27 protein-coding genes and 3 tRNA genes are annotated in these 25,207 nt (G+C 65.4%); 19 read left to right on the plus strand and 11 right to left on the minus strand.

Annotation, left to right across the window (positions count from 1 at the left end; genetic code table 11):
* Positions 1-29: 29 nt before the first annotated feature.
* Positions 30-518 (minus strand): hypothetical protein, encoded by a 489-nt coding sequence (locus MJO58_RS04330; protein WP_090600157.1) that lies wholly within the window; start codon positions 516-518, stop codon positions 30-32.
* 280 nt (positions 519-798) lie between these two features.
* On the opposite strand from MJO58_RS04330, the gene MJO58_RS04335 reads away from it, so the two are divergent.
* Complete coding sequence (locus MJO58_RS04335; protein WP_239722112.1) at positions 799-3,432, plus strand: GH92 family glycosyl hydrolase; 2,634 nt, start codon at positions 799-801, stop codon at positions 3,430-3,432.
* 8 nt (positions 3,433-3,440) lie between these two features.
* Here the strand turns inward: MJO58_RS04335 and MJO58_RS04340 are convergent, their stop codons facing one another.
* Positions 3,441-5,816 carry a lysylphosphatidylglycerol synthase transmembrane domain-containing protein gene (locus tag MJO58_RS04340; protein ID WP_239722113.1) on the minus strand — a complete coding sequence of 792 codons (2,376 nt, stop codon included), beginning with the start codon at positions 5,814-5,816 and terminating at the stop codon, positions 3,441-3,443.
* Positions 5,817-6,020: 204 nt separating this feature from the next.
* Between MJO58_RS04340 and MJO58_RS04345 the strand changes: the two genes are divergently transcribed.
* The 4 genes from MJO58_RS04345 to MJO58_RS04360 all read left to right on the plus strand — a co-directional run bounded on the left by MJO58_RS04345 (position 6,021) and on the right by MJO58_RS04360 (position 9,925).
* Positions 6,021-6,968 carry a class I SAM-dependent methyltransferase gene (locus MJO58_RS04345; protein WP_090608452.1) on the plus strand — a complete coding sequence of 316 codons (948 nt, stop codon included), beginning with the start codon at positions 6,021-6,023 and terminating at the stop codon, positions 6,966-6,968.
* 169 nt (positions 6,969-7,137) lie between these two features.
* Positions 7,138-8,559 (plus strand): CehA/McbA family metallohydrolase, encoded by a 1,422-nt coding sequence (locus MJO58_RS04350; RefSeq protein WP_239722114.1) that lies wholly within the window; start codon positions 7,138-7,140, stop codon positions 8,557-8,559.
* Between the two features lie 69 nt (positions 8,560-8,628).
* Entirely contained in the window at positions 8,629-9,144 is a 516-nt protein-coding gene (locus tag MJO58_RS04355) for a nitroreductase family protein (protein WP_090600175.1), read from the plus strand.
* Between the two features lie 22 nt (positions 9,145-9,166).
* On the plus strand, positions 9,167-9,925 hold the full coding sequence (locus MJO58_RS04360; protein ID WP_090608454.1) for a class I SAM-dependent methyltransferase: 759 nt from the start codon (positions 9,167-9,169) through the stop codon (positions 9,923-9,925).
* On the opposite strand, the gene MJO58_RS04365 is transcribed toward MJO58_RS04360, so the two are convergent.
* From MJO58_RS04365 to MJO58_RS04375, 3 genes are read right to left on the minus strand one after another with little or no spacing between them, the layout of a single operon-like run.
* Positions 9,926-11,212: a cytochrome P450 gene (locus MJO58_RS04365; protein ID WP_239722115.1), complete on the minus strand. Its 1,287-nt coding sequence runs from the start codon at positions 11,210-11,212 to the stop codon at positions 9,926-9,928.
* Between the two features lie 14 nt (positions 11,213-11,226).
* Positions 11,227-12,600: an NAD(P)/FAD-dependent oxidoreductase gene (locus tag MJO58_RS04370; RefSeq protein ID WP_090600179.1), complete on the minus strand. Its 1,374-nt coding sequence runs from the start codon at positions 12,598-12,600 to the stop codon at positions 11,227-11,229.
* 9 nt (positions 12,601-12,609) lie between these two features.
* On the minus strand, positions 12,610-12,810 hold the full coding sequence (locus tag MJO58_RS04375; RefSeq protein ID WP_090600183.1) for a ferredoxin: 201 nt from the start codon (positions 12,808-12,810) through the stop codon (positions 12,610-12,612).
* A 184-nt stretch (positions 12,811-12,994) separates the two neighbouring features.
* Between MJO58_RS04375 and cynS the strand changes: the two genes are divergently transcribed.
* Positions 12,995-13,465: a cyanase gene (gene cynS / locus MJO58_RS04380; RefSeq protein ID WP_090600187.1), complete on the plus strand. Its 471-nt coding sequence runs from the start codon at positions 12,995-12,997 to the stop codon at positions 13,463-13,465.
* On the plus strand, positions 13,465-14,472 hold the full coding sequence (locus MJO58_RS04385) for a patatin-like phospholipase family protein (protein WP_239722116.1): 1,008 nt from the start codon (positions 13,465-13,467) through the stop codon (positions 14,470-14,472). Before cynS ends, MJO58_RS04385 begins: the two co-directional genes overlap by 1 nt.
* A gap of 110 nt (positions 14,473-14,582) precedes the next feature.
* Here MJO58_RS04385 and MJO58_RS04390 read toward each other — a convergent pair whose 3' ends face one another.
* From MJO58_RS04390 to MJO58_RS04400, 3 genes are all read right to left on the minus strand, one after another.
* Positions 14,583-15,278 (minus strand): crotonase/enoyl-CoA hydratase family protein, encoded by a 696-nt coding sequence (locus MJO58_RS04390; RefSeq protein ID WP_239722117.1) that lies wholly within the window; start codon positions 15,276-15,278, stop codon positions 14,583-14,585.
* Between the two features lie 25 nt (positions 15,279-15,303).
* Positions 15,304-16,146 carry a DUF8453 domain-containing protein gene (locus MJO58_RS04395; protein WP_239722118.1) on the minus strand — a complete coding sequence of 281 codons (843 nt, stop codon included), beginning with the start codon at positions 16,144-16,146 and terminating at the stop codon, positions 15,304-15,306.
* Between the two features lie 90 nt (positions 16,147-16,236).
* Positions 16,237-16,887, minus strand: a complete 651-nt coding sequence (locus MJO58_RS04400) for an MBL fold metallo-hydrolase (RefSeq protein ID WP_239723164.1) — start codon at positions 16,885-16,887, stop codon at positions 16,237-16,239.
* Between the two features lie 182 nt (positions 16,888-17,069).
* On the opposite strand from MJO58_RS04400, the gene MJO58_RS04405 reads away from it, so the two are divergent.
* The 12 genes from MJO58_RS04405 (at position 17,070) to rplA (ending at position 22,128) form a co-directional block, all read left to right on the plus strand.
* Positions 17,070-17,279 (plus strand): type II toxin-antitoxin system VapB family antitoxin, encoded by a 210-nt coding sequence (locus MJO58_RS04405; RefSeq protein ID WP_090608463.1) that lies wholly within the window; start codon positions 17,070-17,072, stop codon positions 17,277-17,279.
* An 85-nt stretch (positions 17,280-17,364) separates the two neighbouring features.
* A tRNA-Thr gene (locus tag MJO58_RS04410) sits at positions 17,365-17,437 on the plus strand.
* 36 nt (positions 17,438-17,473) lie between these two features.
* Positions 17,474-17,547, plus strand: a tRNA-Met gene (locus tag MJO58_RS04415).
* Positions 17,548-17,582: 35 nt separating this feature from the next.
* Positions 17,583-17,750 carry a 50S ribosomal protein L33 gene (gene rpmG / locus MJO58_RS04420; protein WP_112707785.1) on the plus strand — a complete coding sequence of 56 codons (168 nt, stop codon included), beginning with the start codon at positions 17,583-17,585 and terminating at the stop codon, positions 17,748-17,750.
* 74 nt (positions 17,751-17,824) lie between these two features.
* Positions 17,825-18,277 carry a (3R)-hydroxyacyl-ACP dehydratase subunit HadA gene (gene hadA / locus MJO58_RS04425; protein ID WP_420845404.1) on the plus strand — a complete coding sequence of 151 codons (453 nt, stop codon included), beginning with the start codon at positions 17,825-17,827 and terminating at the stop codon, positions 18,275-18,277.
* A complete protein-coding gene (hadB, locus tag MJO58_RS04430; protein ID WP_090600201.1) occupies positions 18,264-18,692 on the plus strand; it encodes a (3R)-hydroxyacyl-ACP dehydratase subunit HadB in 429 nt (142 codons plus the stop codon). The genes hadA and hadB overlap by 14 nt, the downstream gene beginning before the upstream one ends.
* A 3-nt stretch (positions 18,693-18,695) precedes the next feature.
* Positions 18,696-19,211, plus strand: coding sequence for a (3R)-hydroxyacyl-ACP dehydratase subunit HadC (hadC, locus tag MJO58_RS04435; RefSeq protein ID WP_090600205.1), 516 nt, complete (start codon positions 18,696-18,698; stop codon positions 19,209-19,211).
* A gap of 149 nt (positions 19,212-19,360) precedes the next feature.
* Positions 19,361-19,433, plus strand: a tRNA-Trp gene (locus tag MJO58_RS04440).
* A gap of 139 nt (positions 19,434-19,572) precedes the next feature.
* Positions 19,573-20,043 (plus strand): preprotein translocase subunit SecE, encoded by a 471-nt coding sequence (gene secE / locus MJO58_RS04445; protein ID WP_175364348.1) that lies wholly within the window; start codon positions 19,573-19,575, stop codon positions 20,041-20,043.
* Positions 20,044-20,072: 29 nt separating this feature from the next.
* Positions 20,073-20,846: a transcription termination/antitermination protein NusG gene (nusG, locus tag MJO58_RS04450; RefSeq protein WP_090600213.1), complete on the plus strand. Its 774-nt coding sequence runs from the start codon at positions 20,073-20,075 to the stop codon at positions 20,844-20,846.
* 61 nt (positions 20,847-20,907) lie between these two features.
* Complete coding sequence (gene rplK, locus MJO58_RS04455) at positions 20,908-21,336, plus strand: 50S ribosomal protein L11 (RefSeq protein WP_090600218.1); 429 nt, start codon at positions 20,908-20,910, stop codon at positions 21,334-21,336.
* A gap of 84 nt (positions 21,337-21,420) precedes the next feature.
* On the plus strand, positions 21,421-22,128 hold the full coding sequence (gene rplA / locus MJO58_RS04460) for a 50S ribosomal protein L1 (protein ID WP_090600221.1): 708 nt from the start codon (positions 21,421-21,423) through the stop codon (positions 22,126-22,128).
* Positions 22,129-22,164: 36 nt separating this feature from the next.
* Here rplA and MJO58_RS04465 read toward each other — a convergent pair whose 3' ends face one another.
* The 3 genes from MJO58_RS04465 to mmaA4 form a co-directional block, all read right to left on the minus strand.
* The gene (locus MJO58_RS04465; RefSeq protein WP_239722119.1) at positions 22,165-23,382 is read right to left on the minus strand and encodes an RNA polymerase sigma factor; all 1,218 of its coding nucleotides are present in this window, start codon (positions 23,380-23,382) and stop codon (positions 22,165-22,167) included.
* 9 nt (positions 23,383-23,391) lie between these two features.
* Entirely contained in the window at positions 23,392-24,090 is a 699-nt protein-coding gene (locus tag MJO58_RS04470) for a YciI family protein (RefSeq protein ID WP_090600229.1), read from the minus strand.
* Positions 24,091-24,202: 112 nt separating this feature from the next.
* Positions 24,203-25,099: a hydroxymycolate synthase MmaA4 gene (mmaA4, locus tag MJO58_RS04475; RefSeq protein WP_090600232.1), complete on the minus strand. Its 897-nt coding sequence runs from the start codon at positions 25,097-25,099 to the stop codon at positions 24,203-24,205.
* Positions 25,100-25,207 lie beyond the last annotated feature (108 nt).

Raw genomic sequence — 25,207 nt, forward strand, 5'->3', positions numbered from 1 at the left:
CACTCAACGCCGTCGTTGCACAGTCGCAGTCAGGACGACGCCGGGGTAAGCCGGACCGCACCGAGGTGCATGCGGTCGACCGCCTCGCCAAACTCCTCGAGCGTCGGGATCCGCTGATCGCGGAACTTCAGCCCGATCATCGTTTGGGCACGCCGCGGGCCATACCCGTCGGCGCAGCGCTTGTAGAGATCGGAGACGATCGCGCGGTCCCGGATCAGCTCGCCGTTCATCGCGGTCGACTTGCCGTCGTAGAGGACCTGGGCCGGCGCGCCGCCGCGGAAGTTCTGCTTCCACGGCGCACCGGTCAGCGCATATAGACCGTTGTCGATCACATGGGCGCTCACCGGAATAGTAAACGGGCGTCCCGTCTTTCGGCCGGTAAAGCTCAACACCATCAGCTGCTTGCGGGCCGGGCCGGCCAGCGGTGTGCGCAGCAGGAAGCCCAGCATCGGGTTGATGAGCTTGAGCAGGAACGAAGGCGGGTGCCCGGCGTCGATCGCGTACGACTCTTCTGCCATGCCCCCACCGTAAGGCCAATCGCTTGGTTGAGCAGCCTTTTCCGCGCAGCATCGGCGCGAGCTGGGCCAGCGGAATATGGGGTGCGAGCGCGCCGGGTGACCTTCCGCCGGGGTCGCGTCGTGCCGGCAGGTAGAGGACGAGGTCATCGCCGTCCAACGCCCAGGCCCGGCAGCCATCGGCTCACGATAAGGGCTCGCTGAGCGTGCGCCGGTCGCCGGTTGTCGAAATCCATTTGCAAAACGCGCACGCGGAGGCCCGGTTATGCAGTAAGAGACAGCTATGAAGTCGCGAAGGATCCTCATCGCACTCGTTGCGGTGACGGCTGTCTTCATGACGTTCGTCGCGGCCGCCCCGCCCATTGCGTACGACGGTGAACCGGCGCTCGTCGCGAATCCGGTCGAGCATGTCGACACGCTCATTGGAACGGGCACGGGGGGCGAGACGGTGGGCGAGATCAACGACTTTCCTGGCGCCTCCGTGCCCTTCGGGATGGTGCAGTACTCGCCGGACACCGTCGACAACTACGCCGGCTACAACTACCACAATCCGCGCTCGACGGGGTTCAGCATGACGCACGCGTCGGTGGGCTGTGCGGCATTCGGCGATATCTCAATGTTGCCGACCACCACACCGCCTCACTCGCAACCGTGGAACGCTTGGGAACGGATCGCCCACGATGACACGGAGCAGGGCGAGCCGGGTTACTACGCAGTGCGATTCCCCGATACCGAAGTGACGGCGGAACTGACCGCCACCACCCGGACCGGCGTCGGCCGGTTCAGCTACCCGCACGACGGCCGGCCGGCCGTGTTGCACGTGCGCTCCGGCGCTTCGTTGGCGGGCAACTCCCGAGCGGCTATCCAAATCGGAGAAGACAACACCACGATCACCGGATGGGCGACCAGCGGTGCATTCTGCGGCAAAAACAACGCGTACACAGTGTATTTCGCGATGAAGTTCAGCCAGCCGTTCACCTCCTACGGTACCTGGGACGGCTATTCGGTCTCCGCCGGTTCCCGCGTTGCCGTTTCGCCCTTCAGCGGAGGCTACGTCGAGTTTCCGGCCGGGTCGGCGGTCGAGGTCCGCACCGCGATCTCCTACGTCGGCATCGACGGGGCGCGCGCCAACCTGGCTGCCGAAGGCGCGGCGAGTTTCGACGAGGTGCGGGCCTCTGCAACTTCGCAGTGGAACACGACTTTGTCGCGTATTGCCGTGGCCGGCCGCAATACTGCCAACATCGACACGTTCTATACGGCCCTCTACCGATCTCTGTTGCACCCCAACACCTTCAACGACGCGGACGGTAGTTATATCGGATTCGACGGCGCCGTCCATCAGGTCGCCAAGGGACACACGCAGTATGCGAACTTCTCCGACTGGGACACCTACCGAAGCCTGGCACCCCTACAGGGACTGCTCTTTCCGAAGCAAGCCAGCGACATGGCGCAGTCGCTCGTCAACGACGCCGAACAAAGCGGATCGCTTCCGCGTTGGTCCTTTGCTAACGCGGCGACCGGCGAGATGAGCGGAGACAACGTGGTACCGCTCATCGTCAATCTCTACACCTACGGAGCCAAAGACTTCGACACTCGAACGGCGTTGCGCTACATGGTTAATGCGGCGTTGAACGGCGGTATTGGCCTGAACGGGTACGTGGAGCGACCGGGTATCGGCAGGTATCGGGAGTTGGGCTATGCACCGTTCACGTACGAGTTTGGCACCGATGGCTGGATCGCCGATGCGTCCATCACGCTCGAATGGTCGGTCGACGACTTTGCCATCTCCCGATTCGCCGACTCGCTCGGCGACGCCGCGGTCGCGTCCCAATTCCAGAATCGATCGCAGTACTGGCAAAACCTGTTCAATCCGACCACTCGTTACGTTTCTCCCCGAAACGTGCTGGGATTCTTTCCCGCCGGTCCCGGATTCGCGTATTCTGCTTCAACTTTCGGCCAGATCGGATACGACGAGGGTAACGCCGAGCAATACGTGTGGTGGGTACCGCACAATGTTGCCGGCCTGGTGACAGCGCTGGGCGGCCGGCAGGCAGTGGCCAGCCGGCTTGACCGCTTCACCAAGAAACTCAACGAGGGTCCCAATGAGCCGTACCTCTGGGCCGGCAATGAGCCGGGCTTCGGGGTGCCGTGGCTCTACAACTACATCGGTCAGCCGTGGAAGACTCAGCTCACGGTCGACCGGGTGCGCGGGCTATTCGGGCCTACGCCGGACGGTGCGCCGGGCAACGACGACCTGGGCGCGCTCTCCAGCTGGTATGTCTGGGCAGCGCTCGGCCTGTATCCCAGCACTCCGGGTACGCCGACCCTCACGCTCACCGCCCCGCTGTTCGATCGCGTCGTAATCAGGCTTCCGGCAGGCCATTCCATCCAGATATCCGCGCCGGGAGCATCGGGCCCAAACCACCTGAAATACATCAGCGGCCTGACCGTCGGCGGCAAGCCCACCGACAACACCTTTCTTCCCGAGTCGATCATCCATACCGGCGGCGACCTCACGTTCTCGATGGCCGCCTACCCGGACATGGGCTGGGGCGTCGGTAAATACTCGGCGCCACCGTCATTCGGCGTCGGCGGTTCGGCGATGACGCTCAATGTCGCGCAGCCCGTGGCGATTGCACCTGGCGGGACGGCTAGCGTCAATGTCGACGCCCAACGAATGGCCGACGATGTCGGCGGCTACAGCCTCGCCGGGGTGTCGGCTACCGATGGCATCACAACTACACGGGTGACGGGCCAGTTCGCCCCCGACGGGTCATCCGTGGTTACCGTCCCCATCACGGTGGCGCGGTCGGTGCCCGAGGGCTATTACTTCGTCTATCTCACCGCCATAGTGGGCGAAAGTGTCCGGCGGGCAATGGCACTCGTCATGGTGCACGCCGATAGCGACGAATTCTGAGCGTGTCTCTACACCATGTCGTTGTCGGCGAGCCAACGCATCACCGGCCAGCCGATGAACACCGGCAGCCAGCAGGTCAGCACCCGGTACAGCAGCACCGACGGCACCCCGACGGCGGCCGGTACACCGAAGGCCGCCAACCCACCGATCAGGGCCGCCTCGACGGCGCCCACTCCGCCGGGTGTCGGGGCGGCCGAAGCAAGGGTGCCGCCGACCATCGTCACAACGGTGCAGGTGACGAACGTCGCCCCGCCACCGAAGGCCTGCACGCTAGCCCACAGGGCCAGCGCTGCGCCGAGAGTTGTTCCGGTACAACCCATTACGATCAGCGAGAGTCGCCGCGGTTCTCGGACCAGCTCGACGAGATCCTTGGCCACCTCCTGCAGTCGCGGGCGCACCGCCGTCGCCAGCCAGCTCCGGAGCTTGGGTACGAACAAGAATGTCCCGATGATGCCCAGCGCCACACCCGCGAGCAGATAGAGCACCGTGGCGCCCGGAACGAAATGTGAAAGGTCCATCGACGCACCCGCCACGGTGCTGAACAAGATCAGCAACACCAGGTGCATGATCACCTGCACCGATTGCTGCAAGGCCACCGCGGCGGTGGCCCGCATCACAGACAGGCCACCCTTTTGCAAGATCCGGGTACTCAGCGCCAGGCCGCCGACCCCGGCCGGAGTGGTAGTCGCGGCAAAGGTGTTGGCTACCTGCGCTATTGACAGCTTCCAGAAGTTCACCGTGCCGTCCGTGCACGCCCACAACGCCGCGGCTGCACCCACATACGTCGAGGCCGAGACGAACAGTCCCAGCAGCGCCCACCACCAGTTCGCGGTTCGCAGTTCGGAAAAGAATGTCGGCACCGTGCTGATGAAGGGGTATGCGACATAAACCAGCGCACCGAGCAGAACCAGCTGGACGACCTGGCTGCGGGTGAACCGGGTGATGGTTTCCTTCTTGATCTGATCCGCACCGGTCTGGGACTTGACTTCGGCGCGGGCCGCCGAGATGACGGCTGCCGCATCGCCGACCGACTTGCGCACTCGTTTGGGCACAGCGGATTTGGTGAGGCGACGGGACGCGGTCAAGATGGCGTCCTTACCAAAGGTGTCGATCGCCGCCCGCACCGCCGACTTCGCGTCGTAAAGTGCCGTCGTCGTCACCAGAAGCTGCGCCAGGTCGGACTGGAGTTGTGCGTCAGTGGCACCGTATTCGGCGTTGCCGAACCCGCCGAACAGCACCGTGCCGTCTTCGACGGTGATCTCGTGGCAGCGCAGGTCGCCGTGCGAGATCTGATATTCGTGCAACTTTCGCAACGATTCCCATACCCGCGCCACCGGCGTGGTCTTGGTGCATTCGTCGAGGGCGGTACCCCGAACTGGTCTGTGCGCGTACAACGTCCAGCCGCGGTCCAGGGCCGCAAAGGCGATCGTCGACGTGTTCGCCACGCCCGCCTCGCCGATCGCGATGGCCATCAACGCGCGATGCTCGACGGCGCGGCTCATCGACGCTTGGAAGGGCGCGGTCTCCGCGTCGCGCAGCCGCAGCTTGCGCCACAGTTCGCGCAGCGCGCCACCGCTGCGTTGGTGCGGGCCGTACAGCTCGATCGCCGCCGTCGAATTCGGATCCCCGGAATCGGTCGACAGCACCAGTGGACCCGGCCCGGCGGGGCGGACCACCATCAGCCGCGACACAACGAAGCCGCGCTTGGCCATCGCACGGACCGCGCCTACCAACGGCACTTCCAGCGCGGGCGTGCCGACGGCCAGCACCACCAACGCACCGACGAACCAGCCCACCGCCAACCCCAGCAGGGAGCGGGCCGGGACGATGGCGCTGATGACGAGGTGAATCGGGACGAACGCGAGCAGCAGTGTCCACCACCAGTGCCGCCAGCGCGCGGGTAGCCAGGGACCGGAAACCGTCAGCACCGCGGCCAGCATCGCGATCCAGCGCGGATCGTCGAGGAATTGCGCCGGCAGGGTGCTCAGCCGGTCGGAGACATCGAAATGCCAGCGGGGTGCGGCGAGACGGTTGCTGCTGATCGACAAGGGCAGTGCGGCGAGAATCGCGGCGGCACCGTAGGCGCCCAACAGTTTCCATTGCCGGGCGACGATCAGGCCGATCAGGATCATGAACGGCAGTGCCAGAATCGCGAATCCGTACAGCAGGTACACCACATCGGCTTGGGTCGGTGATAAGACCCCGACAATGCGCGAGATGGATTTCTCCAGCCGAATCCAGCGGCTGCGGGTGACCAGCGAACCGGTGATTACCGCCGCCAGAAACGCGGTGGCCAGGATCAGCCGCAGAATATCGTTGGTGCGTCGGTTGACCGGTTGCAGCAAGCTGCCAGAGACGCTGATGTCGCGCCCGTCAACTCGCATGTCAGGATCCTTCGGATCGGGGCCACGCTGTCAGCCGCCCGCCGACAACTTAACCGGATACCTTCGGGCAAGTGCGCATGAACCTGACGGACAGCTTGTTCACCTGCGGGTAAACGGTAGCGGGCGCTCAAGCTGGGCACAGGCTGCAGACAGCTTGCTCACGTAGGGTCGCCGAAGGCGGGTGTCAACCGGGAGGACGTGAGCGTGGCCAGGACCGATAACGACAGCTGGGAGATCACCGAGAGCGTGGGTGCGACGGCGCTCGGCGTCGCGGCGTCCCGCGCGGCGGAGACCGAGAGCGACAATCCCCTGATCCGCGACCCGTTCGCGCGAGTGTTCCTCGATGCGGCCGGCGACGGGGTGTGGAACTGGTACTCCGCCGGACAGCTGCCCGACGAGCTGCTGGAAATCGAACCCAATCTGGCACAGCAGATGAAGGCGATGGTCGGTTACATGGCCTCCCGAACCGCCTTTTTCGATGCGTTCTTTATGGACGCGGCAACGGCGGGTATTTCCCAGGCCGTGATTCTGGCGGCGGGCCTGGACTCGCGGGCCTGGCGGTTGCCGTGGCCGAACGGCATCACGGTCTACGAGCTCGACCAGCCCAGGGTGCTGGACTTCAAGGCATCGACGCTGGCCGAACACGGGGCCGAACCCGCCTGCAACCGGGTCGCGGTCCCGGTGGACCTGCGCCAGGATTGGCCGACGGCGTTGCGGGAGGCCGGTTTTGACGCCTCACGGCCGAGTGTCTGGTCGGCCGAGGGGCTGATGCCCTATCTGCCGGCCGCGGCCCAGGAGCTGTTGTTCGAACGCGTGCAGGCGCTGACCGTCCCGGGCAGCCGGGTCGGCGTGGAGGCGTTGGGGCCGAAGTTTCTCGATCCCGAGGCCCGGGCGCGCCGACGGGCGCGGATGGATCGCGTCCGCGCGGTGTTCGCGAAAGTGGACCCGCAGCGCCAGGTCCCCAGCACCGACGAATTGTGGTACTTCGAGGAGCGTGAAGACGTGGGCGAGTGGTTCGGCCGCCATGGCTGGGATGTGACGGTGACGCCGTCGCTGGACCTGATGGCCGGCTATGGCCGCAGGCCGGCGCAAGAGGTCGAGAACGACGTGCCCGGGAACTTGTTCGTAGCCGCCCAGCGCTCGGGGACGTAATTCGCAGCGCGATCTCACCAGCCCTACAGCGGTTGTTCGTGTCGATGTAACGGCTGATTAGACCTTCATGGCGAATGCTGTGGGCGTAATCGACGCCGGAATGGGCCGGAGTGGGCCGGAATGGCTCGGAAATGGCTCGGAAATGGCGAAGCGCCGACAGGAGAAAGCCATGAGCATTGCCAGGGTCGCGCCCGGTGCCATCACCGAGCAACGCGACGGCACGGCAATCGAAATAGCCTTTTCGGGACGGTTTGGGTTTGGTATCTACCGCTGGGCCTACCTGCCGTTCGAGGTACCACCGGGTGTGCAACAAGTGCGGGTGGCCACCTCCCACGACTCCGGCATGGGCGGGCTGGCGCGAAATGTGTTGGACCTGGGGATGTTTGGGGCAGCTGGGCACGAATTGGGCAATGCCGCCGGATTCAGGGGCTGGTCGGGCGGGGCTCGCGACGAGTTCGTGATCTCCAGCTCCTACGCCACGCCCGGTTACCTAGCCGGCCCGATCGAACCGGGCGGGTGGGCGGTGGCGCTGGGCCCGGTGGTCCTCAGCCCGTGGGGGATGGCCTGGCGGGTGCGGGTCACGTTGGACTACGAGCCGCCCGCCGGGCTGCCGGCGACGCAGAACGCATCGCCGGTGTTCACACCCGCCTCCGTCGGAGCGCGCTGGTACCGCGGTGATCTGCACCTGCATACCGAGCACTCCGACGGTGAGCGCGATCCCGGTGAACTGGTGTCGGCCGCGCACGCCGGCGGGCTCGACTTCATCGTCTCCACCGAGCACAACACCAATTCAGCCAACCGGGTATGGCCCACCTGCCGCACCGGGTCGCTGTTGGTGATAGCCGGAGTGGAGGTCACCACGCGGCATGGACACTGGCTCGCGGCCGGCCTGCCCCCGGGCGGCTGGGTCGACTGGCGCTACGGCCCCAGCGATGGGGTGTTCCCGCGCTTCGCCGCCGAGGTGCGCCAGGCCGGCGGCTTGGTGGTCGCCGCCCATCCCGCCGCGCCGTTGCCGGGCTCGGCGTGGGAGTTCGGCTTCGCCGACGTGGACGCGCTGGAGGTGTGGAACGGCCGATGGAACGTCGATGATGAAGTCTCCCTTCGTATTTGGCAACGACTCTTGCGACAGGGCCGACGCATCGTCGCAGTCGGCGGAAGCGACTCGCACGCCAAACGACAAGTGGTCGGTGCGCCGCAGACGGCCGTGCACGCCGACGAACTGTCTACGTCGGCGATCATCGACGGGCTGCGCCGCGGCCGCTCGTACATCGCGGCATCACGCGATGTCGCGTGCGAGCTGACCGCGTGCTGTCCGAGCGGCGAGGTGGCCGGGCCCGGGCAACGGCTGCGGGTGCGAACCGGCGACGCGGTGACCGTCACCGCGGTCATCAGTGGCGCTCCCGGCACCACCGCCGCCCTGATCACCGCGGCAGGCTGCGCCGGCCGCGCGACGGTAGCCTCGGCGGGGAGCAGGCTGCAGTGGGAGCTCGACGCCGCGTCCGCGCGTTTTGCCCGGCTCGAGGTACGCGACGGGCGGCGCGGTCGCCTCGGCGCGATGGTCGCGTTGACGAATCCGGTGTGGCTAGCCTGAGATAGGGCTTGAAAAAGGCACGGCACACCAGCATTCGCGGCATGGGCGCACGCTGACGAGAGGAACGGGATGGAAACCTGGGACGCGATCTGTGCGCGACGCAATGTTCGGCAATACCAGCCGCAACCGGTGCCCGACGACGACCTGAACAGGATCGTCGAGGCCGGATGGCGGGCACCGTCGGCGAAAAACCGCCAGCCGTGGGACTTTGTGATCGTCACCGACCCGGCTCAGCTAACGGAGCTTTCCACGGTCTGGCGCGGCGCCGGTCACATCGCATCGGCCCCGGCTGCGATCGTATTGGTGGTGCCGGTGCCGCCGGACGAGCGCCGGCTGGTGACCGACAACTACGACGTCGGCCAGGCGACGATGGCGATGATGATCGCGGCCACCGACCTGGGCATCGGGACCGGCCACTCGTCGGTGGGGGATCAGGAGAAGGCGCGTTCGATCCTGGGTGTTCCGGACGACTATCTGGTGGCTTTCATGCTCGGCGTCGGCTATCCGGCCGATCGCCCGATCGCTCCGATCCGCAAGCCGGACCGGCGTCCGTTCGATGAAGTCGTCCACCGCGGACGCTGGTGAGGGCGGCATAGTGGCAGCGGACATGGGGCTGGCGCGCCAGCACCACGGCGAATACGGATACGACGGGTCTTTCCGTAACGTCTCACCGGGTGCGCAGGTGACCGGCGTGATCGGTATCTCCGCCGCCCTGTTCGCGGGCGCCGGAGTCGCCCTGGCTCGCGGTAACCGGCTGGCAGCGGTACTCGGCGCGGCCTCGGCGGTCGAGGTGCTTGCGACAGCCGGCTCATACATCTACGCGACCAGGCGCGGCAAATTCGTGGTGTGGGAGCGGATCTTTGACGAGTTGGGGCTGCGAGGCGACGAAACCGTGCTCGATCTCGGCTGCGGGCGCGGCGCGGTGTTGCTGGCCGCGGCCAAGCGGGTGCCGCGGGGCCGTGCGATCGGCGTCGACCTGTGGCGCGCAGACCAGACCAAGAATTCGCAGCAGTCGACGCTGTCCAACGCGGATCTGGAAAGCGTCGCCGACCGCGTCGAGGTGCGGACCGCCGACATGACCGCGTTGCCGTTGCCCGACGAGAGCGTCGACGCGATCGTCAGCAGTCTGGCCATCCACAACATTGCCACCCACGAAGGTCGGCGAAAGGCTCTGCAAGAAGCGGTTCGGGTGCTACGCCCGGGTGGTCGACTCGCGATCGCCGACCTCTGGGAAACGAACCGCCACGCCGGCTACTTACGTCGACTCGGCTGGCACGACGTGCGGCGGCGCAACCTCGGATGGCGGATGTGGTATGGCGGCCCCTGGTTCGCAACGCGCGTGGTCACCGCGACCAAGCCAGGCTGATTACCGGCTCAGGATTTCGTCGTAGTCGACCGGCAGATGCCGCGGACCGCGGAACACCTGACTGATGCGGTAGGGCGGCGGATCTTCAACCAGCCGTGGGCCTTTCACCCGGCGCAGGAAAACCTCGAACGCGGTGTTGACCTCCAGCCGGGCCAGCGGGCCACCGAAACACACGTGAATGCCGCGGCCCCAACCCACGTGCTCGTTGTCGGCACGCCGCGGGTCGAACGTGTTGGGGTCCGCGAAGCGGCGCGGGTCCCGGTTGGCGGCACCGTACATGAGATAGATGGGCGCGCCTTTCGGGATGGTCGTGCCGGCGATATCGATGTCGGCCAGCGCCGAACGCGTCGGGAAGAATTGCACCGACGACTGCAGGCGCAGCACTTCTTCGATGGCACCGGGGATCAATTCCGGTTCGTTGCAGAGTAATTCGACCGACCATGGGTTGCGCAACACGGTGAGAATGCAATGCGAGATCAGATTGACCGTTGAGTCGTGACCGGCGACGAACAAGAGGATGGTGTTGTTGACGATCGCACTCGTCGACATCTGCCCGTCGGGCCCATCGTCGTGGACCAACTGCGAAATCATGCCGGGGCCTGGGGATTTCGCGGCCTTCTCGACCAGCCCGACGATGTACTCGTTGAGTTCGACGTCGGCGGCTTCGCCCTGGGCGCGCCGGGCCTGACCTTCCTCGGTTTGGATGTCGGGGCCGAGATCGAACAGGCCGGAAGCGATGTCGGTGACCCAGGCGTGAAACTGGGGTTCGTCCTCGACGGGTATACCCATGATTCGGCAGATCACATTGACCGGCAGCGGATAAGCGAACTCGTCGACCGCGTCCATCCGGGTCTTACCCGTTGCCTTGTCGAGCATTTCGTTGACGATCTGCTGGCAGAATGGCTCTTGGCCCGGAATCAGGTCGGGCGAATCCGGTGGCCCGAAAAAGCGCATGCACTGGCGGCGCGCCCGGTCATGGTCGGGCGGGTCCTGCGCGATGAAGCTCGCCTCCCGGCCGTAGGACCCGGTAATTTCCGAGACCATCTCGACCGAGGACTCTTGCGCGCCCAGCCGATTGCGGCCGACGCCCGCCGGGCGTCCCTTGCGCAGGTCGGAACTCACGCGCGGGTCGTGGGCCAGCGCCATCAGCTCCTCGTACCCGGTGACCGCATAGATGCCGCCCGACACCCGCACCACCGGCGTCTTGCGCAACTCGTCGAAGTACGGATAGGGATTCGCGCGGTTTTCGTACCGCATCGCGGCGTCGAAGGCTTCCTCGGGAGTCATGCAGAGGTCCTCACTCATCGGGGCCGGAATTCCGCGCGCCGTTCGCTGGGGTCGTGTCCCGTCAACACCACGTCGGGGGTCTCGGTCGGAACGCCGCGCGCGGGGAAGTCGGCCGGCATCACGCGCATGTTCTCCGGGAAGTCGAAACCCGGCGGATGCGGCGGGAACGGTCCCGAACGCGCGATCTGGTCGCGGTAGAAGTCGATCCATTTCGCATGGTTGAAGGTGACCGCACCGACGATGCGCCCGCGGCGGCCGTAGGCCGCGGCGAACCGGCGCTGTCCGACCGAGCCCTGGGTGAAGACGATCTCGTCGCCGAACGACGGCACGCCAACGGATTTGATGTTGACGCCGAATTGGGCCGACCAGAACTGGGGGACCAGCAGGTGCGCCCAGCGATCGACCTCGTCGCACACCATGTTGTGTGCCGCGACCCGCGCGCCCAGCACGGCGTTGTCCCAGTGCTCCATCGCCAGGAACTCATAGTCGTAAAGGACATGCGGTGCCCGGGCGATGTCACCGGCCACGAAGATGCGGTTGGTCACCACGGCGTTGATATCGAACGCGCGGCACCCGGCGTCGCACCCCACGCCCCAGAACCCGGCCGCCAACCCGGCGCCCTCGAGCCACTCGACGTTGCGGACCGACCCCAGCGACGTCAGCACCACGTCGACGTCGAGGGTGCTGCCATCGGAGAGCCGGGCGCGCCGTACCCGGCCTTCGGCATCTCCATCCAGCGCGAGCACCGAGACCCCGGTGCGCAGATCCACCCCGGCGTCGCGCTGCATCTCGGCAGCGATCGCACCGATCACACCGCCCAACGGACCGCTCAGCGGCGCCGGACCCCGCTCGGTGACCGTGACCTCCAGGTCGAGTTCGCGGCAGACCGAGGCGGCCTCCGATCCGATGAACCCCGAACCGATGATCAGCACCCGGCGCGGACGGGCGGCCAACGCCGCCTGCAATCGCGCGGCGTCCGCCCTGGTGCGCAGGGTGTAGACGCCGTGCAGCGCGGCCTCGTCCGGGTTGGGCCATCGCCGCGACCGCACACCCGTCGCGATCAGCAGGCTGTCACCCGATACTTCGCTACCGTCGGCCAGGCGAACCACCTGGTTGGCCCGGTCCAGCGCGGTCGCGGCCACCCCGAGACGCCAGGTGGCATCCACCGCACGCAGCCGCGGCAGCTTGGTGTGATCGGCTGGCACCCAGCCCTTGAGCACCTGCTTGGACAACGGCGGCCGGTCATACGGCTCGTCCGGCTCGTCGCCGACGATGGTCAGCTCACCCCGAAAACCCTCATCGCGCAGCGCTTCGGCGGCACGCAGTCCGGCCAGCGAAGCGCCGACGATGACGATGCGTCCCTTGTCCTTGAAGCCGTTCGGATTCACGGCCGACCACTACTGCCCGTCGAGCTTGTCGACGATGATCGCCTGCACCGGGCAGGCGGCCGCCGCTCGCAGCACCCGCAGACGCTGATCGTCGTCGGGGTTGGGGTCGTAACTGAGGGCCTCTTCCCCGTTGAGCTTGAGCACCTCCGGGGCCAGCGGCACGCAGTGCGCGTACCCCAGACAGCGGTTCAGGTCGACAACGATCCGCATGGCGCCTCCGATCCCCCGGGGCTGAAGATCCAACGCCTGGCAGCGTACCTCTCCCACGCCTCTCCCACGTGCGGCCAATCGCGCTGTTTACCTAACCCTTTCGCCGCGGCGCACCGCATATTGCTGCGCTATGAAGTCTTCTTGGCGGATCGTGGCGAAAGGAGTGCTAGTGCATGCTGGGTTGATGAACAGAAACGAGATCACCGAGCAGATCGTCGTTGCCCGCCTGACGAAGGGCCTCACGTGGCAGAAGCTGGCCGACGCGATCGATCGGCCGCTGCTGTGGACCACGTCGGCGTTGCTCGGCCAGCATCCGATTCCGCCCGAGCTGGGCAAGGTGCTGGTCGAGATGCTGGGTCTCGAGGAGTCGACGGTACCGGTGCTGGCCGCCCCGCCGATGCGCGGGGGACAGCCCGCCTTCGCGAACGGGGGAGTGCCGACCGACCCCACCATCTACCGGTTCTACGAAGCGCTTCAGGTGTACGGCGGTGCCATCAAGGAGGTCATCCACGAGCAGTTCGGCGACGGCATTATGAGCGCGATCAACTTCAGCGTCGACCTGCAGCGTAAGCCTCACCCCGCCGGCGATCGCGTCGTCGTGACTTTCGACGGCAAATACCTTGCCTACGACTGGGTTTCGGCGCAGGACGACTGATGGCGAGCCGGCAGTCGAAATCCGCTGATCTCGTTCTGTCCGGCGGGGGCGTCAAGTTCATCGGTCTGGTGGGTGCCATCGTCGCCCTGATGGACGCGGGCTATACGTTCCCGCGGGTGTCGGGCGTGTCGGCCGGATCGGTGGTCGGTGCGATCCTGGCGGCCGCGTCCAAGGGCGAGCAGCTGACGGGCGAAGAGGTCAAGGAGCTCGCGCTGTCGGCGCCGCTGAGCCAGTGGCGCGACTCGGGACCCGTCCCGATTCTCGGTGCCGCGTGGGGACTTGTCAGGGACACCAGCATGTTTCGGGGTGACGCCGCGCACGACTGGATTCGCAGCGAGCTGAAGAACCTGGGCGTCACCTACTTCGGAGATCTGCACCTCGATGAGCGCACGATGCCCGACAGGCCGCGTCACAAGCTCGTCGTCACCGTCGCCGACTTGACCGCGGCGCAGTTGGTGCGGCTGCCCTGGGACTACCGACGGCTCTACGGGCTAGATCCCGATGAGCAGCTGGTTGCCGACGCCGTACGCGCGTCGATGGCGATCCCGTTCTTCTACCCCCCGGTCAAGCTGCGCGGCCTCAGCGGGGCAACGTCCACCCTCGTCGACGGCGGTGTGCTGTCGAACTTCCCGATCGACACGTTTGACCGCTTCGACGGAAAAGTACCGCGCTGGCCGACGTTCGGGGTCACGGTCTTGCCCCGCCTTAACGAGGGTTTCAGTGCGGTGATGCCCGCGCTGAAACCGCTACGGCTTTTCGAACAGACGGCGTTGCTGGAAAGCCTGCTCACCACGATGCTGACCGGCCACGATCAGACCCACCTCAACCAGCCGTGGGTCGCAGCCCGCGCGATCCCGGTCGAATCGACCGATGTGGGCGTCCTCGACTTCGATATCGGCGCGGATCGCCTCGAGGCGCTGTATCAAAAGGGCTATGAGGCGGCGCAGGAGTTCTTGCTGACGTGGGACTGGGCGGCGTACCTCAAACGGTTCCGCTGGGCCGTCTGACGCGGCGGTCTCAGGGTGAAGTGACGGCCGGACGCCGTCGTGCCACACTCTGCGGTGGAGGAGGCGACAGGAGGGGAGGCGGTTGCCGGGGCAGCCGCATCGCCTCCTCCCTACAGGCCGAATTCGGCTTCTATGCCGTCGATTCCGGCGCGCAGCGCTTTGAGCGTGTCGGCACGCGCGCGCAATTTCGTTGCGGCGTGGGCGTGTTGGTGCAGGCCCGCGAATTCCTTTGCGGCTTCCTCGGCACGACTGACCACCATCTCGGGCAACACGATCTCGTCGACAAAGCCTGCGGCAAGGGCGGTTTCACCGAAGAAGGTCTTGGCCAGCCCGGTGGCTTGCTGATACGCCGAACGCGTCAGCCGCAGCTTCATGATCTCCAGCGCGGCATAGGGGATCGTCATGCCGATCGCGACCTCGTTGGCCTGGATGTTGTAGGCGTGGGCGGCGATCCGGTGATCACCGGAAGCCAACAGGAACGAGCCCATCGCGATGGCGTGCCCGGTGCAGGCGATCACCACCGGCTTCGGGTAGGACAGCAGCCGGTACGACAACTCGAAGCCGCCCCTGAGCATGTCGATCGCGGGCTGCGCCTCGCCGGAGGTCAGGATCTTGAGGTCGAACCCGCCGCTGAATACCCGGTCGTTGCCGGTGAGTACCAGCGCGCCGACGTTGTCGCTGTCGGCCTGGTCGATCGCCTCGTTGATTGCCGCCTGCATGGTCGGGCCCAGCGCGTTGACCTTGCCGTCGTCCATCCTGATGACCGCGACGGTGTCCTTGCGGCTGTAGGTGACCGGACCGCTCATGCGTAGCTCCTTAAGACGTGGACGCTTAGACGTGCTCGCCTCGGTGTTTACCGAGATCGTTTTGGGAATTGCCCCAGCGCAGACCGACGTCGGTCGGTGCGTCGAGCTGCCGGGCACGCCAGCGATCCTGAGTTTCGGCCACCGCGTTGTTGATTCGTTCGATCTCGGTGCGGAACACGTCGGCGCGCGTTTCCTTGCTCGCGTAGTGGAAGTAGGTCAGCAGGCTGCGTAGTAGTTCCAGTTTCTGCTTTTCCCGCTTGGCCAGGTCGTGCGTCGTCATCAACTCGATGCGCTGCACCGGCGGCAAGGCATCCCAGTCCAGCACCACGTTGGTCTCCAGCGGCTGGCGCTCGCGCTCCCAGAACCGCCACCCGCGCGGCTTGTCGGGGCGGTCGTAGTAGACCACCTTCCCGGTGAAGCGAGATTCGATGCCGCCGCCGATTTCGCCACGGTCGAGAGCGGAATCCCAGACCATCCGCCACTCCTGACCGGGCGCGAGTACCGGCAATTCGCTGGGCAGCTGCAGTTCGACCACTTCGGCATAGCCGTCGGTGGAGTTCTCGTATTCGGCCACCGTCGGCGGACTCGCAAAGGAAAAGCGGATGTCGTAGGCGGCGGTACGGCCGAAATTGCGGACGACCAGCTCGATCACGTGCCAGTCCGCGGCGTGCGGCTCCATCAGCATGCCCACATGGGGCCGAGTCTGCTCGGAGGCCAGTCGGCGGTTGCGGCTGATCTGATGATTGGCAAAGACCAGGGCGATCACGCCGAGCGCAATCGCCGCCCACGCCGCCCATGCCAACCAGATGCTGGACTCAACATCGGTGAACCCGTGCCAGCTGCCCTGGATCCACCCCATGGAATCCATCCCTCCGCTTATATCACAGCGATGTGCACCCGAAATTCTGCTGGCCCGGCTGCGGAATCGCAATGACGATGGCTACTACATGGCTATTACTCAGCCGCCCATCAACATTCGCCACTGATCCAGGTTGGTGGCGCGATACACGTAGTTCGAACGCTTGACCTCGGCCAGCGACGCGCTCGGGTCGGTGGAATACCAGTGCCCCGGAAAAACGGTCGGGTCGCCGGGCAGCGCCGCCAGCTGCTGCAGGCTGCGGTACATCTCGTCGGAGTCGCCACCGGGAAAGTCGGTACGCCCGCAGCCGTCCAGGAAGAGGGTGTCACCGGCGACCAGCCGGCCGTCCAGCAGGAAGCACTGGCTACCCGGCGTATGGCCCGGGGTGTGCAACAGTTCGATCTCGATAGCGCCGATGCTGATCTTGTCGCCGTGCTCGTGCGGGGTCAGGTCGTCGACGCCGATCCCGGTGACCCGCGAAACCCAAAGCGCCTCGTAGGTATTCACATGCACCGGCACACTGGTCCGCTCCAGTAGGTCGGCCAGGCCGTTGAGTTCGAAGCCCATCATCGAGCCACCCACGTGGTCCGGATGATGGTGGGTGACCAGTACACCGGACAGGCGCATGCCGTCGGCTTCGGCCGCGTCGACCAGCTCGCCGGCGGCATATGCCGGGTCGACCACCACGCAGTCGCCGGTCTGACGGTCACCGATCAGATACGCGAAATTGCGCATTTGGGCGGCCATCATGTCGCCGGCGGCGAAATCGCGACCGGAGAGCAGTTGCCGGAAATACAGTCGGTCCGCTGACGAATCTGTCACCGCATCAGACTATGACCCGGCGAACCGACCTGACATTCGGGCGCATCACCGCCCGTCAACCGCGCTTTCGCCGAACGGTTCGGTCGGTGCTGCGTGGGTATTGTTGCTCCATGCTCAAAAAGGTCGAAATCGAGATTGACGACGACCTGGTGCAAGAGGCAATACGTCGCTATCACCTGGCCGATGCGCGCGAGGTCGTGCACCTGGCACTGCGGACCCTGCTCGACGCGGAGGACGCAGATGGCGACCAACAGGACATTTACGACGAGTTCAGCGACCTCAGCGCATGGCAACCACACCGCAACAGCGACGGCGGCTGAACGCCTGCTTGTGGTTTGGTGCGGTCGCGCGTCGCGCTGTACCCTCTTTTAGGCCCGAGGCAAGACTGACCGCTACGGGTTCCAGGCCCCCTTAGCTCAGTCGGTAGAGCGTTTCCATGGTAAGGAAAAGGTCAACGGTTCGATTCCGTTAGGGGGCTCGGCGGACGCCGAACAGGCGGACGGCGCGTACCAGAGGCGATGTAGCTCAGTCGGTTAGAGCGAACGACTCATAATCGTTAGGTCGCCGGTTCGAGTCCGGCCATCGCTACAACACAACAACGTGACGTGTGAAAGAGAATCGAAATGGCTTCCAGTACCGATGTGCGGCCGAAGATCACTTTGGCCTGCGAGGTGTGCAAACACCGCAACTACATCACCAAGAAGAACCGCCGCAACGACCCGGACCGGCTAGAGCTGAAGAAGTTCTGCCCGAACTGCGGCCAGCACCAGGCGCACCGCGAGACGCGCTAATTATCTCTAGCCGTTTAGCTGAAATTGACCAGGTAGGTTTTGAAGCCGTGCCGTTGACCAGAGACCTAGTCGGGATGCATTACCGGTATCCCGACTACTACGAGGTGGAGCGGGAAAAAATCCGCGAGTACGCGGTCGCCGTGCAGAACAACGACGCCTACTTCTCCCAGGAGGAGGCTGCTGCCGAGCTCGGCTACAAGGGGCTGCTGGCGCCGTTGACGTTCTGCTGCGTGTTCGGCTACCAGGCGCAGTCGGCGTTCTTCAAGCACGCCAATATCGCCGTCACCGACGCGCAGATCGTCCAGGTCGACCAGATTCTCAAGTACTTCAAGCCGCTCGTCGCGGGCGACCGGCTCTACTGCGACGTGTACGTGGACTCGATGCGCATCTCGCACGGTACCCAGATCGTCGTGACTAAGAACATCATCACCGACGAGGCCGGTGACATCGTGCAGGAGACCTACACGACCCTGGCGGGCCGTGCCGGTGAGAACGGAGAAGAGGGATTTACTGATGCCACTGCGTGAGTTCAGCTCGGTGAAGGTGGGCGACCAGCTTCCGGAGAAGACCTACCCGCTCACGCGCCAGGATCTGGTGAACTACGCGGGAGTGTCGGGGGACTTGAACCCGATCCACTGGGACGACGAGATCGCCAAGGTTGTCGGGCTGGACACCGCGATCGCGCACGGCATGCTCACGATGGGGATCGGCGGCGGCTATGTCACGTCGTGGGTCGGGGACCCCGGTGCCGTCACCGAGTACAACGTGCGGTTCACGGCCGTGGTGCCGGTGCCCAACGACGGCAAGGGCGCTGAGCTGGTATTCAGCGGCCGGGTCAAGTCGGCTGACCCGGAGACCAAGTCGGTGACCATCGCGATCAGCGCGACCACCGGCGGTAAAAAGATCTTCGGACGGGCAGTCGCGTCGGCCAAGTTGGCGTAACCCATGGCGCTCAAGACTGATATTCGCGGCATGATCTGGCGGTACCCGGACTACTTCGTGGTAGGCCGTGAGCAGATTCGTGAGTTCGCCCGGGCCATCAAGAACGAGCACCCGGCCTTCTACGAGGAAGCCGCGGCGGCCGAACTCGGTTACGACTCGATCCTTGCCCCGCTGACCCTCGTCACGATCTTCGCCAAGTACGTCCAGCTGGATTTCTTCCGCCACGTCGATCTGGGTATGGAAAGCCTGGTGATTGTCCAGGTCGAGCAGCGCTTCGTCTTCAACAGGGCGGTCCAGGCGGGCGACAAGCTGTGGGGCCGGATGGACGTCGAGTCGGTCAACGAGCGATTCGGCGCCGACATCGTCGTTACCAAGAACATCTGCACCGACGACAACGGTGAGGTCGTGATGGTGGCCTACACGACGTTGATGGGGCAATACCGGGACGAATCGAACGACGATGATCCCGTTAAGCTCAGATGGGACCACGAATCCGGGCAGGTCGTCAGGACCGCGTAATTAGTATCTGACTCCCGTGCCGATGTACACTCGGACCTCGGGGTTTTCCCATTACAGCGCGCTGTCCATAGGTTCGGCGATACCGAACGGAGAGCGCGCGCGTCATGTAGGCCCCGGAAGGTAAGCGCAGGTTGGCCTGCCAACCGCGAAGGGGCGTAGCTCAACTGGCAGAGCAGCGGTCTCCAAAACCGCAGGTTGCAGGTTCAAGTCCTGTCGCCCCTGCAAAAGGCGAAACGTGCGACGACGACGCTGGCCGCAACGGCCTGAGGAGGAGTCGGACGCCAGAAGACGTGCCATGCTGGACACTGACCGGTCAGCACGGAACGAATCGCGAGATAGCGAGCGAACAAAGGAGCATGCGGTGAGCGACGAGGGCCTCGACGTCCCTGCTGCCAACGACGCCGCACGCGACGGCGGTGACACCGACGACAGCGCCAGCGGTGGCCGGACAGCCGTGGTGACCAAGCCTGCGACGCGTCCGCAACGGCCAACCGGCAAGCGGTCCCGGCAGCGGGTGGCGGATGCCGGGGACGACGTCGACGTCGAGTCGTCGGACGATGCCGAGGACTCCAAGAAGTCCGCCGCCAAAAAGGCCGCCGCCAAGAAGACCAAGAAGCCGAAGAAACCCGGGGACCGCACGGCCAATCCGTTCGTCTTCGTCTACAACTACCTCAAGCAGGTCGTTGCGGAGATGCGGAAGGTGATCTGGCCGAACCGCAAGCAGATGCTCACCTACACCTCCGTGGTGCTGGTGTTCCTCGCCTTCATGGTGGCGCTGGTCGGCCTGGCTGATTTGGGCCTGACCAAGCTTGTGCTGCTGGTGTTCGGCTGAGCTTAGAGAGATAGAGAGGACTGAAAACCGTGACTACCTTCGACGGTGACACGTCCGCCGGTGAAGCGGTCGACGTAGAAGAGCCTGCCGAGGTCGTCGAGGCCCCTGAGACCACCGAGGACCCCGCGGCTGCCCCGGCCCCGGCAGCGCCCGCGGAGTCGGCCGAGGCGGCCGACGAGGACCCTGCCGCCGCCCTGAAGGCGGACCTGCGCAGCAAGCCCGGCGACTGGTACGTCATCCATTCGTACGCGGGGTACGAGAACAAGGTGAAGGCCAACCTCGAGACCCGCGTGCAGAACCTCGACGTCGGCGACTACATCTTCCAGGTGGAGGTACCCACCGAAGAGGTCACCGAGATCAAGAACGGCCAGCGTAAGCAGGTCAACCGCAAGGTGCTGCCGGGCTACATCCTGGTGCGCATGGACCTGACCGACGACTCGTGGGCCGCGGTGCGCAACACCCCGGGCGTGACGGGATTCGTCGGCGCGACGTCGCGTCCCTCGGCGCTCAAGCTCGACGACGTGGTGAAGTTCTTGCTGCCGCCCGGTTCGGCGAAGAAGCCCGTCAAGGGCGGTACGACCGCCGCCGCCGCGACCGCTGAGGCCGGTGGGCTGGAACGCCCGGTCGTGGAGGTCGACTACGAGGTGGGTGAATCGGTGACGGTCATGGACGGGCCGTTCGCGACGTTGCCGGCCACGATCAACGAGGTCAACGCCGAACAGCAGAAGCTCAAGGTGTTGGTGTCGATCTTCGGCCGCGAAACACCGGTGGAACTCACCTTTACCCAAGTCTCCAAGATCTAGCCAGCCATCCCGTTCGCCGGAACGGCTGGATGCATAAACCAGGAAGGAACGTCAAAATCTCATGGCCCCGAAGAAGAAAGTCGTTGGGCTGATCAAGCTCCAGATCGTGGCGGGACAGGCAAACCCTGCGCCGCCGGTGGGACCCGCGCTCGGCCAGCACGGTGTGAACATCATGGAGTTCTGCAAGGCATACAACGCCGCGACGGAAAGCCAGCGCGGCAATGTGATCCCGGTGGAGATCACGGTCTACGAAGACCGCAGCTTCACCTTCGCGCTCAAGACGCCGCCCGCCGCGAAGCTGCTGTTGAAGGCCGCCGGCGTCGGCAAGGGCTCGGCCGAGCCGCACAAGACCAAGGTCGCCAAGGTCACCTGGGACCAGGTCCGCGAGATCGCCGAGACCAAGAAGACCGATCTCAACGCCAACGACATCGACGCTGCCGCCAAGATCATCGCCGGTACCGCCCGGTCGATGGGCATCACCGTTGAATAGATCTGCATAACCCTCAGCTCCACCCCGTGGGAGGGCTGGCTTCGGCCCGAATAACCACGACCCCAACACAGATTGGATCGATCAATGAGCAAGAACAGCAAGGCATACCGCGCGGCCGCCGAGAAGGTGGATCGCGACAACCTGTACACCCCGCTTCAGGCGGCCAAGCTCGCCAAGGAGACGGGCTCGACGAAGCAGGACTCGACCGTCGAGGTGGCGATCCGGCTCGGCGTCGACCCGCGCAAGGCGGACCAGATGGTCCGTGGCACGGTCAACCTCCCGCACGGCACCGGTAAGACGGCCCGGGTCGCGGTGTTCGCCGTCGGTGACAAGGCCGAAGAGGCCACCGCCGCGGGTGCCGACATCGTGGGCAGCGACGACCTGATCGAGAAGATCCAGGGCGGCTTCCTCGAGTTCGACGCCGCGATCGCCACGCCGGACCAGATGGCCAAGGTCGGTCGCATCGCGCGCATCCTCGGCCCGCGCGGCCTGATGCCGAACCCCAAGACCGGCACGGTGACGCCGGACATCGCCAAGGCCGTCAACGACATCAAGGGCGGAAAGATCAACTTCCGCATCGACAAGCAGGCCAACCTGCACTTCGTGATCGGCAAGGCGTCGTTCGACGAGAAGAACCTCGCGGAGAACTACGGCGCCGCGATCGACGAGGTGCTGCGGCTCAAGCCGTCGTCGTCGAAGGGTCGCTACCTGAAGAAGATCACCGTGTCGACGACCACCGGCCCGGGCATTCCGGTCGACCCGGCCGTCACCCGTAACTTCACCGAGGCCTAGTCACTTCACGTCGAGCGTCGATGCGTTCGGCGCGAGTTAGCCCCCACACTCGGCGATACGTCGTCGCAGGAAGTCGCGCCCCGACTCAGATCCGCCTGCCTCCAACGCCGTTCGATACCAGGTGAGCGCTTCGGCGGGCCGTCCGGCGCGCCGCAGCAGATCGGCCCTTACCGTCGCGACCAGATTCGAGCGGGTCAGCCGGGGATCGCGCGCCACCTCGTCCAGCGCCAAAAGCCCGGCCTCGGGGCCGTCGCGCAAGCCCACCGCCATTGCGCGGTTGGCGCCCGCCACCGGCGAACCCGTCAGCTCCAGCAGCCGATCGTAGGCCGCGCAAATGGTGACCCAGTCGGTCTGCTCCCATGACGGCGCTGTCGCGTGCACCGCGGCGATCACGGCCTGGGGCAGATACGGGCCTGTCGAACCCTCGGCCGTCCGCAACCGGTCCAGCCCGCGCGCGATGCGGCCGCGGTCCCACTTGCTGCGGTCCTGATCTTCCAATGGCACCAGCATCCCGCTGTGGTCGATCCGCGTCGCTCGCCGCGAGTCGTGCAGCAGGGTCAGCGCGGCCAAGGCGTGGGCCTCACGCTCGATCGGCATCAGCGCGCACAACTCGCCGGCCAGCCGGACGCCCTCGTCGCACAATTCGTCGCGGATCGCCTTCGAACCGGTCGTCGACCAATACCCCTCGGTGAAGACCGAATAGATACAACCGAGCACGTGTGGTGTCCGTTCGGGCAGCAGTTGCGCAGGTGGTACCCGCAGCGGGATGTTGGCGTGACGAATCTTGTTCTTGGCGCGGGTGATTCGTTGACCGACGGCGGTGTCCGTCTGCAACAGAGCCCGGGCGATCTCGGCGACGGTCAATCCGGACACCAGCCGCAGCGTCAGCGCCAGTTGCGACTGCCGGTCCAGTGCCGGATGGGCACAGGTGAACATCATCCGCAGCTCGTCGTCGCGAACCGGATGCGGATCGGTGTGCTCGGTGCGGGCCTTGATCTCGTCCACGAACGCCGCCAATTCCTTTCCGGGACGAACAGATTCGCGGCGCAGCCGATCCCGGGCACGGTTGCGCGCAACGGTTACCAACCACCCGCCGGGGCTGTCGGGCACACCGTCGCGGGGCCAGTTGCGCAGCGCCTCGGCGCAGGCCTCCTGGACGGCGTCTTCGGCGACGGTGAGGTCTCCGGACCATCGCGCGAGCGCGGCGACGGCGGGACCCCATTCCCGGCGGAAGACGCCGTCCAGGTTGGTCATTGCGGACGGTTAGAGTCCCGAGATTCCCGCGAGCTGCCGCAACTGCACCGTCGAGGCGGGAATCATCGACGCGATCTTGATGGCCTCGTCGCGATCCGCCGCACCCAATAGGTAAATGCCGGTGGCGATTTCGGCGCCTTCCACATAGGGCCCGTCGGTGATCAGGACCTCGCCGTCGCGCACCCGCACGGTCGTCGCGGTGGACCGATCATGCAACGCGGCGCCGCCGACAATGTGGTCGCCGGCGGCCGCGTGCAGGTCCGCGTGCTTGGCCGCCACCGCGTCCCATTCCGGCGTGCCGGGGGTGTGTGCCTTCTCGGCCGGTTCCAGCAGCAGCGCCAGCCAGTCGTTGCCGGTGAGCGGGCGGGACGGCTCCAGCGCGTGGACCGCGGGCCACACCTCGACGGCCCCATACGTGGCGAGCGGGATATCGCGCGCCAGGGCAAGCGCCTCGTCGAGGTTTTCCGCTTCGAACACGTAATAGCCGCAGGCCACCTCGGCGGACTCGGCGAACGGGCCATCGGTGACCACTCGGGTGTCCGGGCCGCCGGTGATGACCGCCGCGCCGGCGGCGGGCGCCAGCGCGTCTCCGGACTTGATCGCCGGGCCGGCCTTGGCGTGGAAGCTCTCCCACGCCGCCATCGCGGTGGCCGGGTCGTCGGGTGTGCGGTCTTGCTCTTTGCTGATCAACAGCGCGAAATACTGCATGTTCGTCACCTCCGATAGCGAGCGAAGCCTCGTGCTCCACTCTCTACCTATCCGACGAACGACGCAGCCCTAATCCGACAGCGCGGAGAAAATCAGGCCAACGAGGCCTCTACTAGTTTGCGGCACCCGGCTTGAGGTAGGTCACCAGGCTGCAGTCCAGCATCTCGTCGCCGAAGTAGTGCTCGCAGCCGCGTAGATACTTCATGTAGCGCTCGTAGACCTCTTCGGACGTGACCTCGATGGCCTTGTCCTTGTTGGACTCCAGCGTGTCACCCCAGATGTGCAGCGTCTTGACGTAGTGGGCGCGCAGTGAAAACGGTTCGGGGACAACAAAACCCGCCTTCTCGCCGTGCTCGACCATCATCTCGGTGGTCGGCAGGCGTCCGCCCGGGAAGATCTCGGTGACGATGAACTTGATGAAGCGCACGGTCTCGAAGGTCAGCTTCTTGCCGCGGGCGTTCAGGTTGTAGGGGTGATAGCTGACGCTACTTTGCACGGTCATCCGGCCGTCGTCGGGCATGATGTCGAACGTCCGCTTGAAGAAGTCGTCGTAGTTCTCGTGCCCGAAGTGCTCGAACGCCTCGATCGACACGATCCGGTCAACGGGCTCGGTGAAGTCTTCCCAGTTCTGCAGCCGCACCTCGCGCGTGCGGTTGGTGTCTAGTCCGCCCAGCACCTGCTCGCAGCGGGCGTGCTGATTCTTCGACAGGGTCAGGCCGATGACGTTGACGTCGTAGCGCTCCACGGCGCGGCGCATGGTGGTGCCCCACCCGCAGCCGATGTCCAGCAGGGTCATGCCGGGTTTGAGGTCCAGCTTGTCCAGGTTGAGGTCGATCTTTGCGTATTGAGCCTCTTCGAGGGTCAGGTCGGACGGCTCGAAGTACGCGCAACTGTAGGTCCGGGTGGGGTCCTGGAACAGCGCGAAGAAATCGTCGGAGACGTCGTAGTGCGCCTGGATGTCTTCCGAACGCGTTCGGATCTTCGTCGCACTAGTCGGTTGCTCTGCCATTTGCGTTTAATTCTCCTGAATTCACTGCCTTAAACCCATTGCCCGTCGTCACCCGATTGACCGGCAACGATACCCACACCTAATCGGGCTGCTTAACTATCGGTGGCG

This window comes from Mycobacterium lentiflavum (assembly GCF_022374895.2).
GTDB lineage: Bacteria > Actinomycetota > Actinomycetes > Mycobacteriales > Mycobacteriaceae > Mycobacterium > Mycobacterium lentiflavum.

Excerpts from the sequence above, each read along its gene's own strand:
- rplK (WP_090600218.1), top strand. The coding sequence starts at position 20,908 with ATGGCCCCGAAGAAGAAAGTCGTTGGGCTGATCAAGCTCCAGATCGTG.
- MJO58_RS04465 (WP_239722119.1), bottom strand. The coding sequence starts at position 23,382 with ATGACCAACCTGGACGGCGTCTTCCGCCGGGAATGGGGTCCCGCCGTC.
- rpmG (WP_112707785.1), top strand. The coding sequence starts at position 17,583 with ATGGCTTCCAGTACCGATGTGCGGCCGAAGATCACTTTGGCCTGCGAG.
- hadA (WP_420845404.1), top strand. The coding sequence starts at position 17,825 with ATGCATTACCGGTATCCCGACTACTACGAGGTGGAGCGGGAAAAAATC.
- rplA (WP_090600221.1), top strand. The coding sequence starts at position 21,421 with ATGAGCAAGAACAGCAAGGCATACCGCGCGGCCGCCGAGAAGGTGGAT.
- cynS (WP_090600187.1), top strand. The coding sequence starts at position 12,995 with ATGAACAGAAACGAGATCACCGAGCAGATCGTCGTTGCCCGCCTGACG.
- MJO58_RS04350 (WP_239722114.1), top strand. The coding sequence starts at position 7,138 with ATGAGCATTGCCAGGGTCGCGCCCGGTGCCATCACCGAGCAACGCGAC.
- MJO58_RS04400 (WP_239723164.1), bottom strand. The coding sequence starts at position 16,887 with ATGATGGCCGCCCAAATGCGCAATTTCGCGTATCTGATCGGTGACCGT.
- MJO58_RS04385 (WP_239722116.1), top strand. The coding sequence starts at position 13,465 with ATGGCGAGCCGGCAGTCGAAATCCGCTGATCTCGTTCTGTCCGGCGGG.
- MJO58_RS04375 (WP_090600183.1), bottom strand. The coding sequence starts at position 12,810 with ATGCGGATCGTTGTCGACCTGAACCGCTGTCTGGGGTACGCGCACTGC.
- MJO58_RS04360 (WP_090608454.1), top strand. The coding sequence starts at position 9,167 with ATGGGGCTGGCGCGCCAGCACCACGGCGAATACGGATACGACGGGTCT.
- MJO58_RS04335 (WP_239722112.1), top strand. The coding sequence starts at position 799 with ATGAAGTCGCGAAGGATCCTCATCGCACTCGTTGCGGTGACGGCTGTC.
- MJO58_RS04395 (WP_239722118.1), bottom strand. The coding sequence starts at position 16,146 with ATGGATTCCATGGGGTGGATCCAGGGCAGCTGGCACGGGTTCACCGAT.
- MJO58_RS04355 (WP_090600175.1), top strand. The coding sequence starts at position 8,629 with ATGGAAACCTGGGACGCGATCTGTGCGCGACGCAATGTTCGGCAATAC.
- MJO58_RS04365 (WP_239722115.1), bottom strand. The coding sequence starts at position 11,212 with ATGACTCCCGAGGAAGCCTTCGACGCCGCGATGCGGTACGAAAACCGC.
- MJO58_RS04340 (WP_239722113.1), bottom strand. The coding sequence starts at position 5,816 with ATGCGAGTTGACGGGCGCGACATCAGCGTCTCTGGCAGCTTGCTGCAA.
- mmaA4 (WP_090600232.1), bottom strand. The coding sequence starts at position 25,099 with ATGGCAGAGCAACCGACTAGTGCGACGAAGATCCGAACGCGTTCGGAA.
- MJO58_RS04470 (WP_090600229.1), bottom strand. The coding sequence starts at position 24,090 with ATGCAGTATTTCGCGCTGTTGATCAGCAAAGAGCAAGACCGCACACCC.
- MJO58_RS04405 (WP_090608463.1), top strand. The coding sequence starts at position 17,070 with ATGCTCAAAAAGGTCGAAATCGAGATTGACGACGACCTGGTGCAAGAG.
- hadC (WP_090600205.1), top strand. The coding sequence starts at position 18,696 with ATGGCGCTCAAGACTGATATTCGCGGCATGATCTGGCGGTACCCGGAC.
- MJO58_RS04330 (WP_090600157.1), bottom strand. The coding sequence starts at position 518 with ATGGCAGAAGAGTCGTACGCGATCGACGCCGGGCACCCGCCTTCGTTC.
- hadB (WP_090600201.1), top strand. The coding sequence starts at position 18,264 with ATGCCACTGCGTGAGTTCAGCTCGGTGAAGGTGGGCGACCAGCTTCCG.
- MJO58_RS04390 (WP_239722117.1), bottom strand. The coding sequence starts at position 15,278 with ATGAGCGGTCCGGTCACCTACAGCCGCAAGGACACCGTCGCGGTCATC.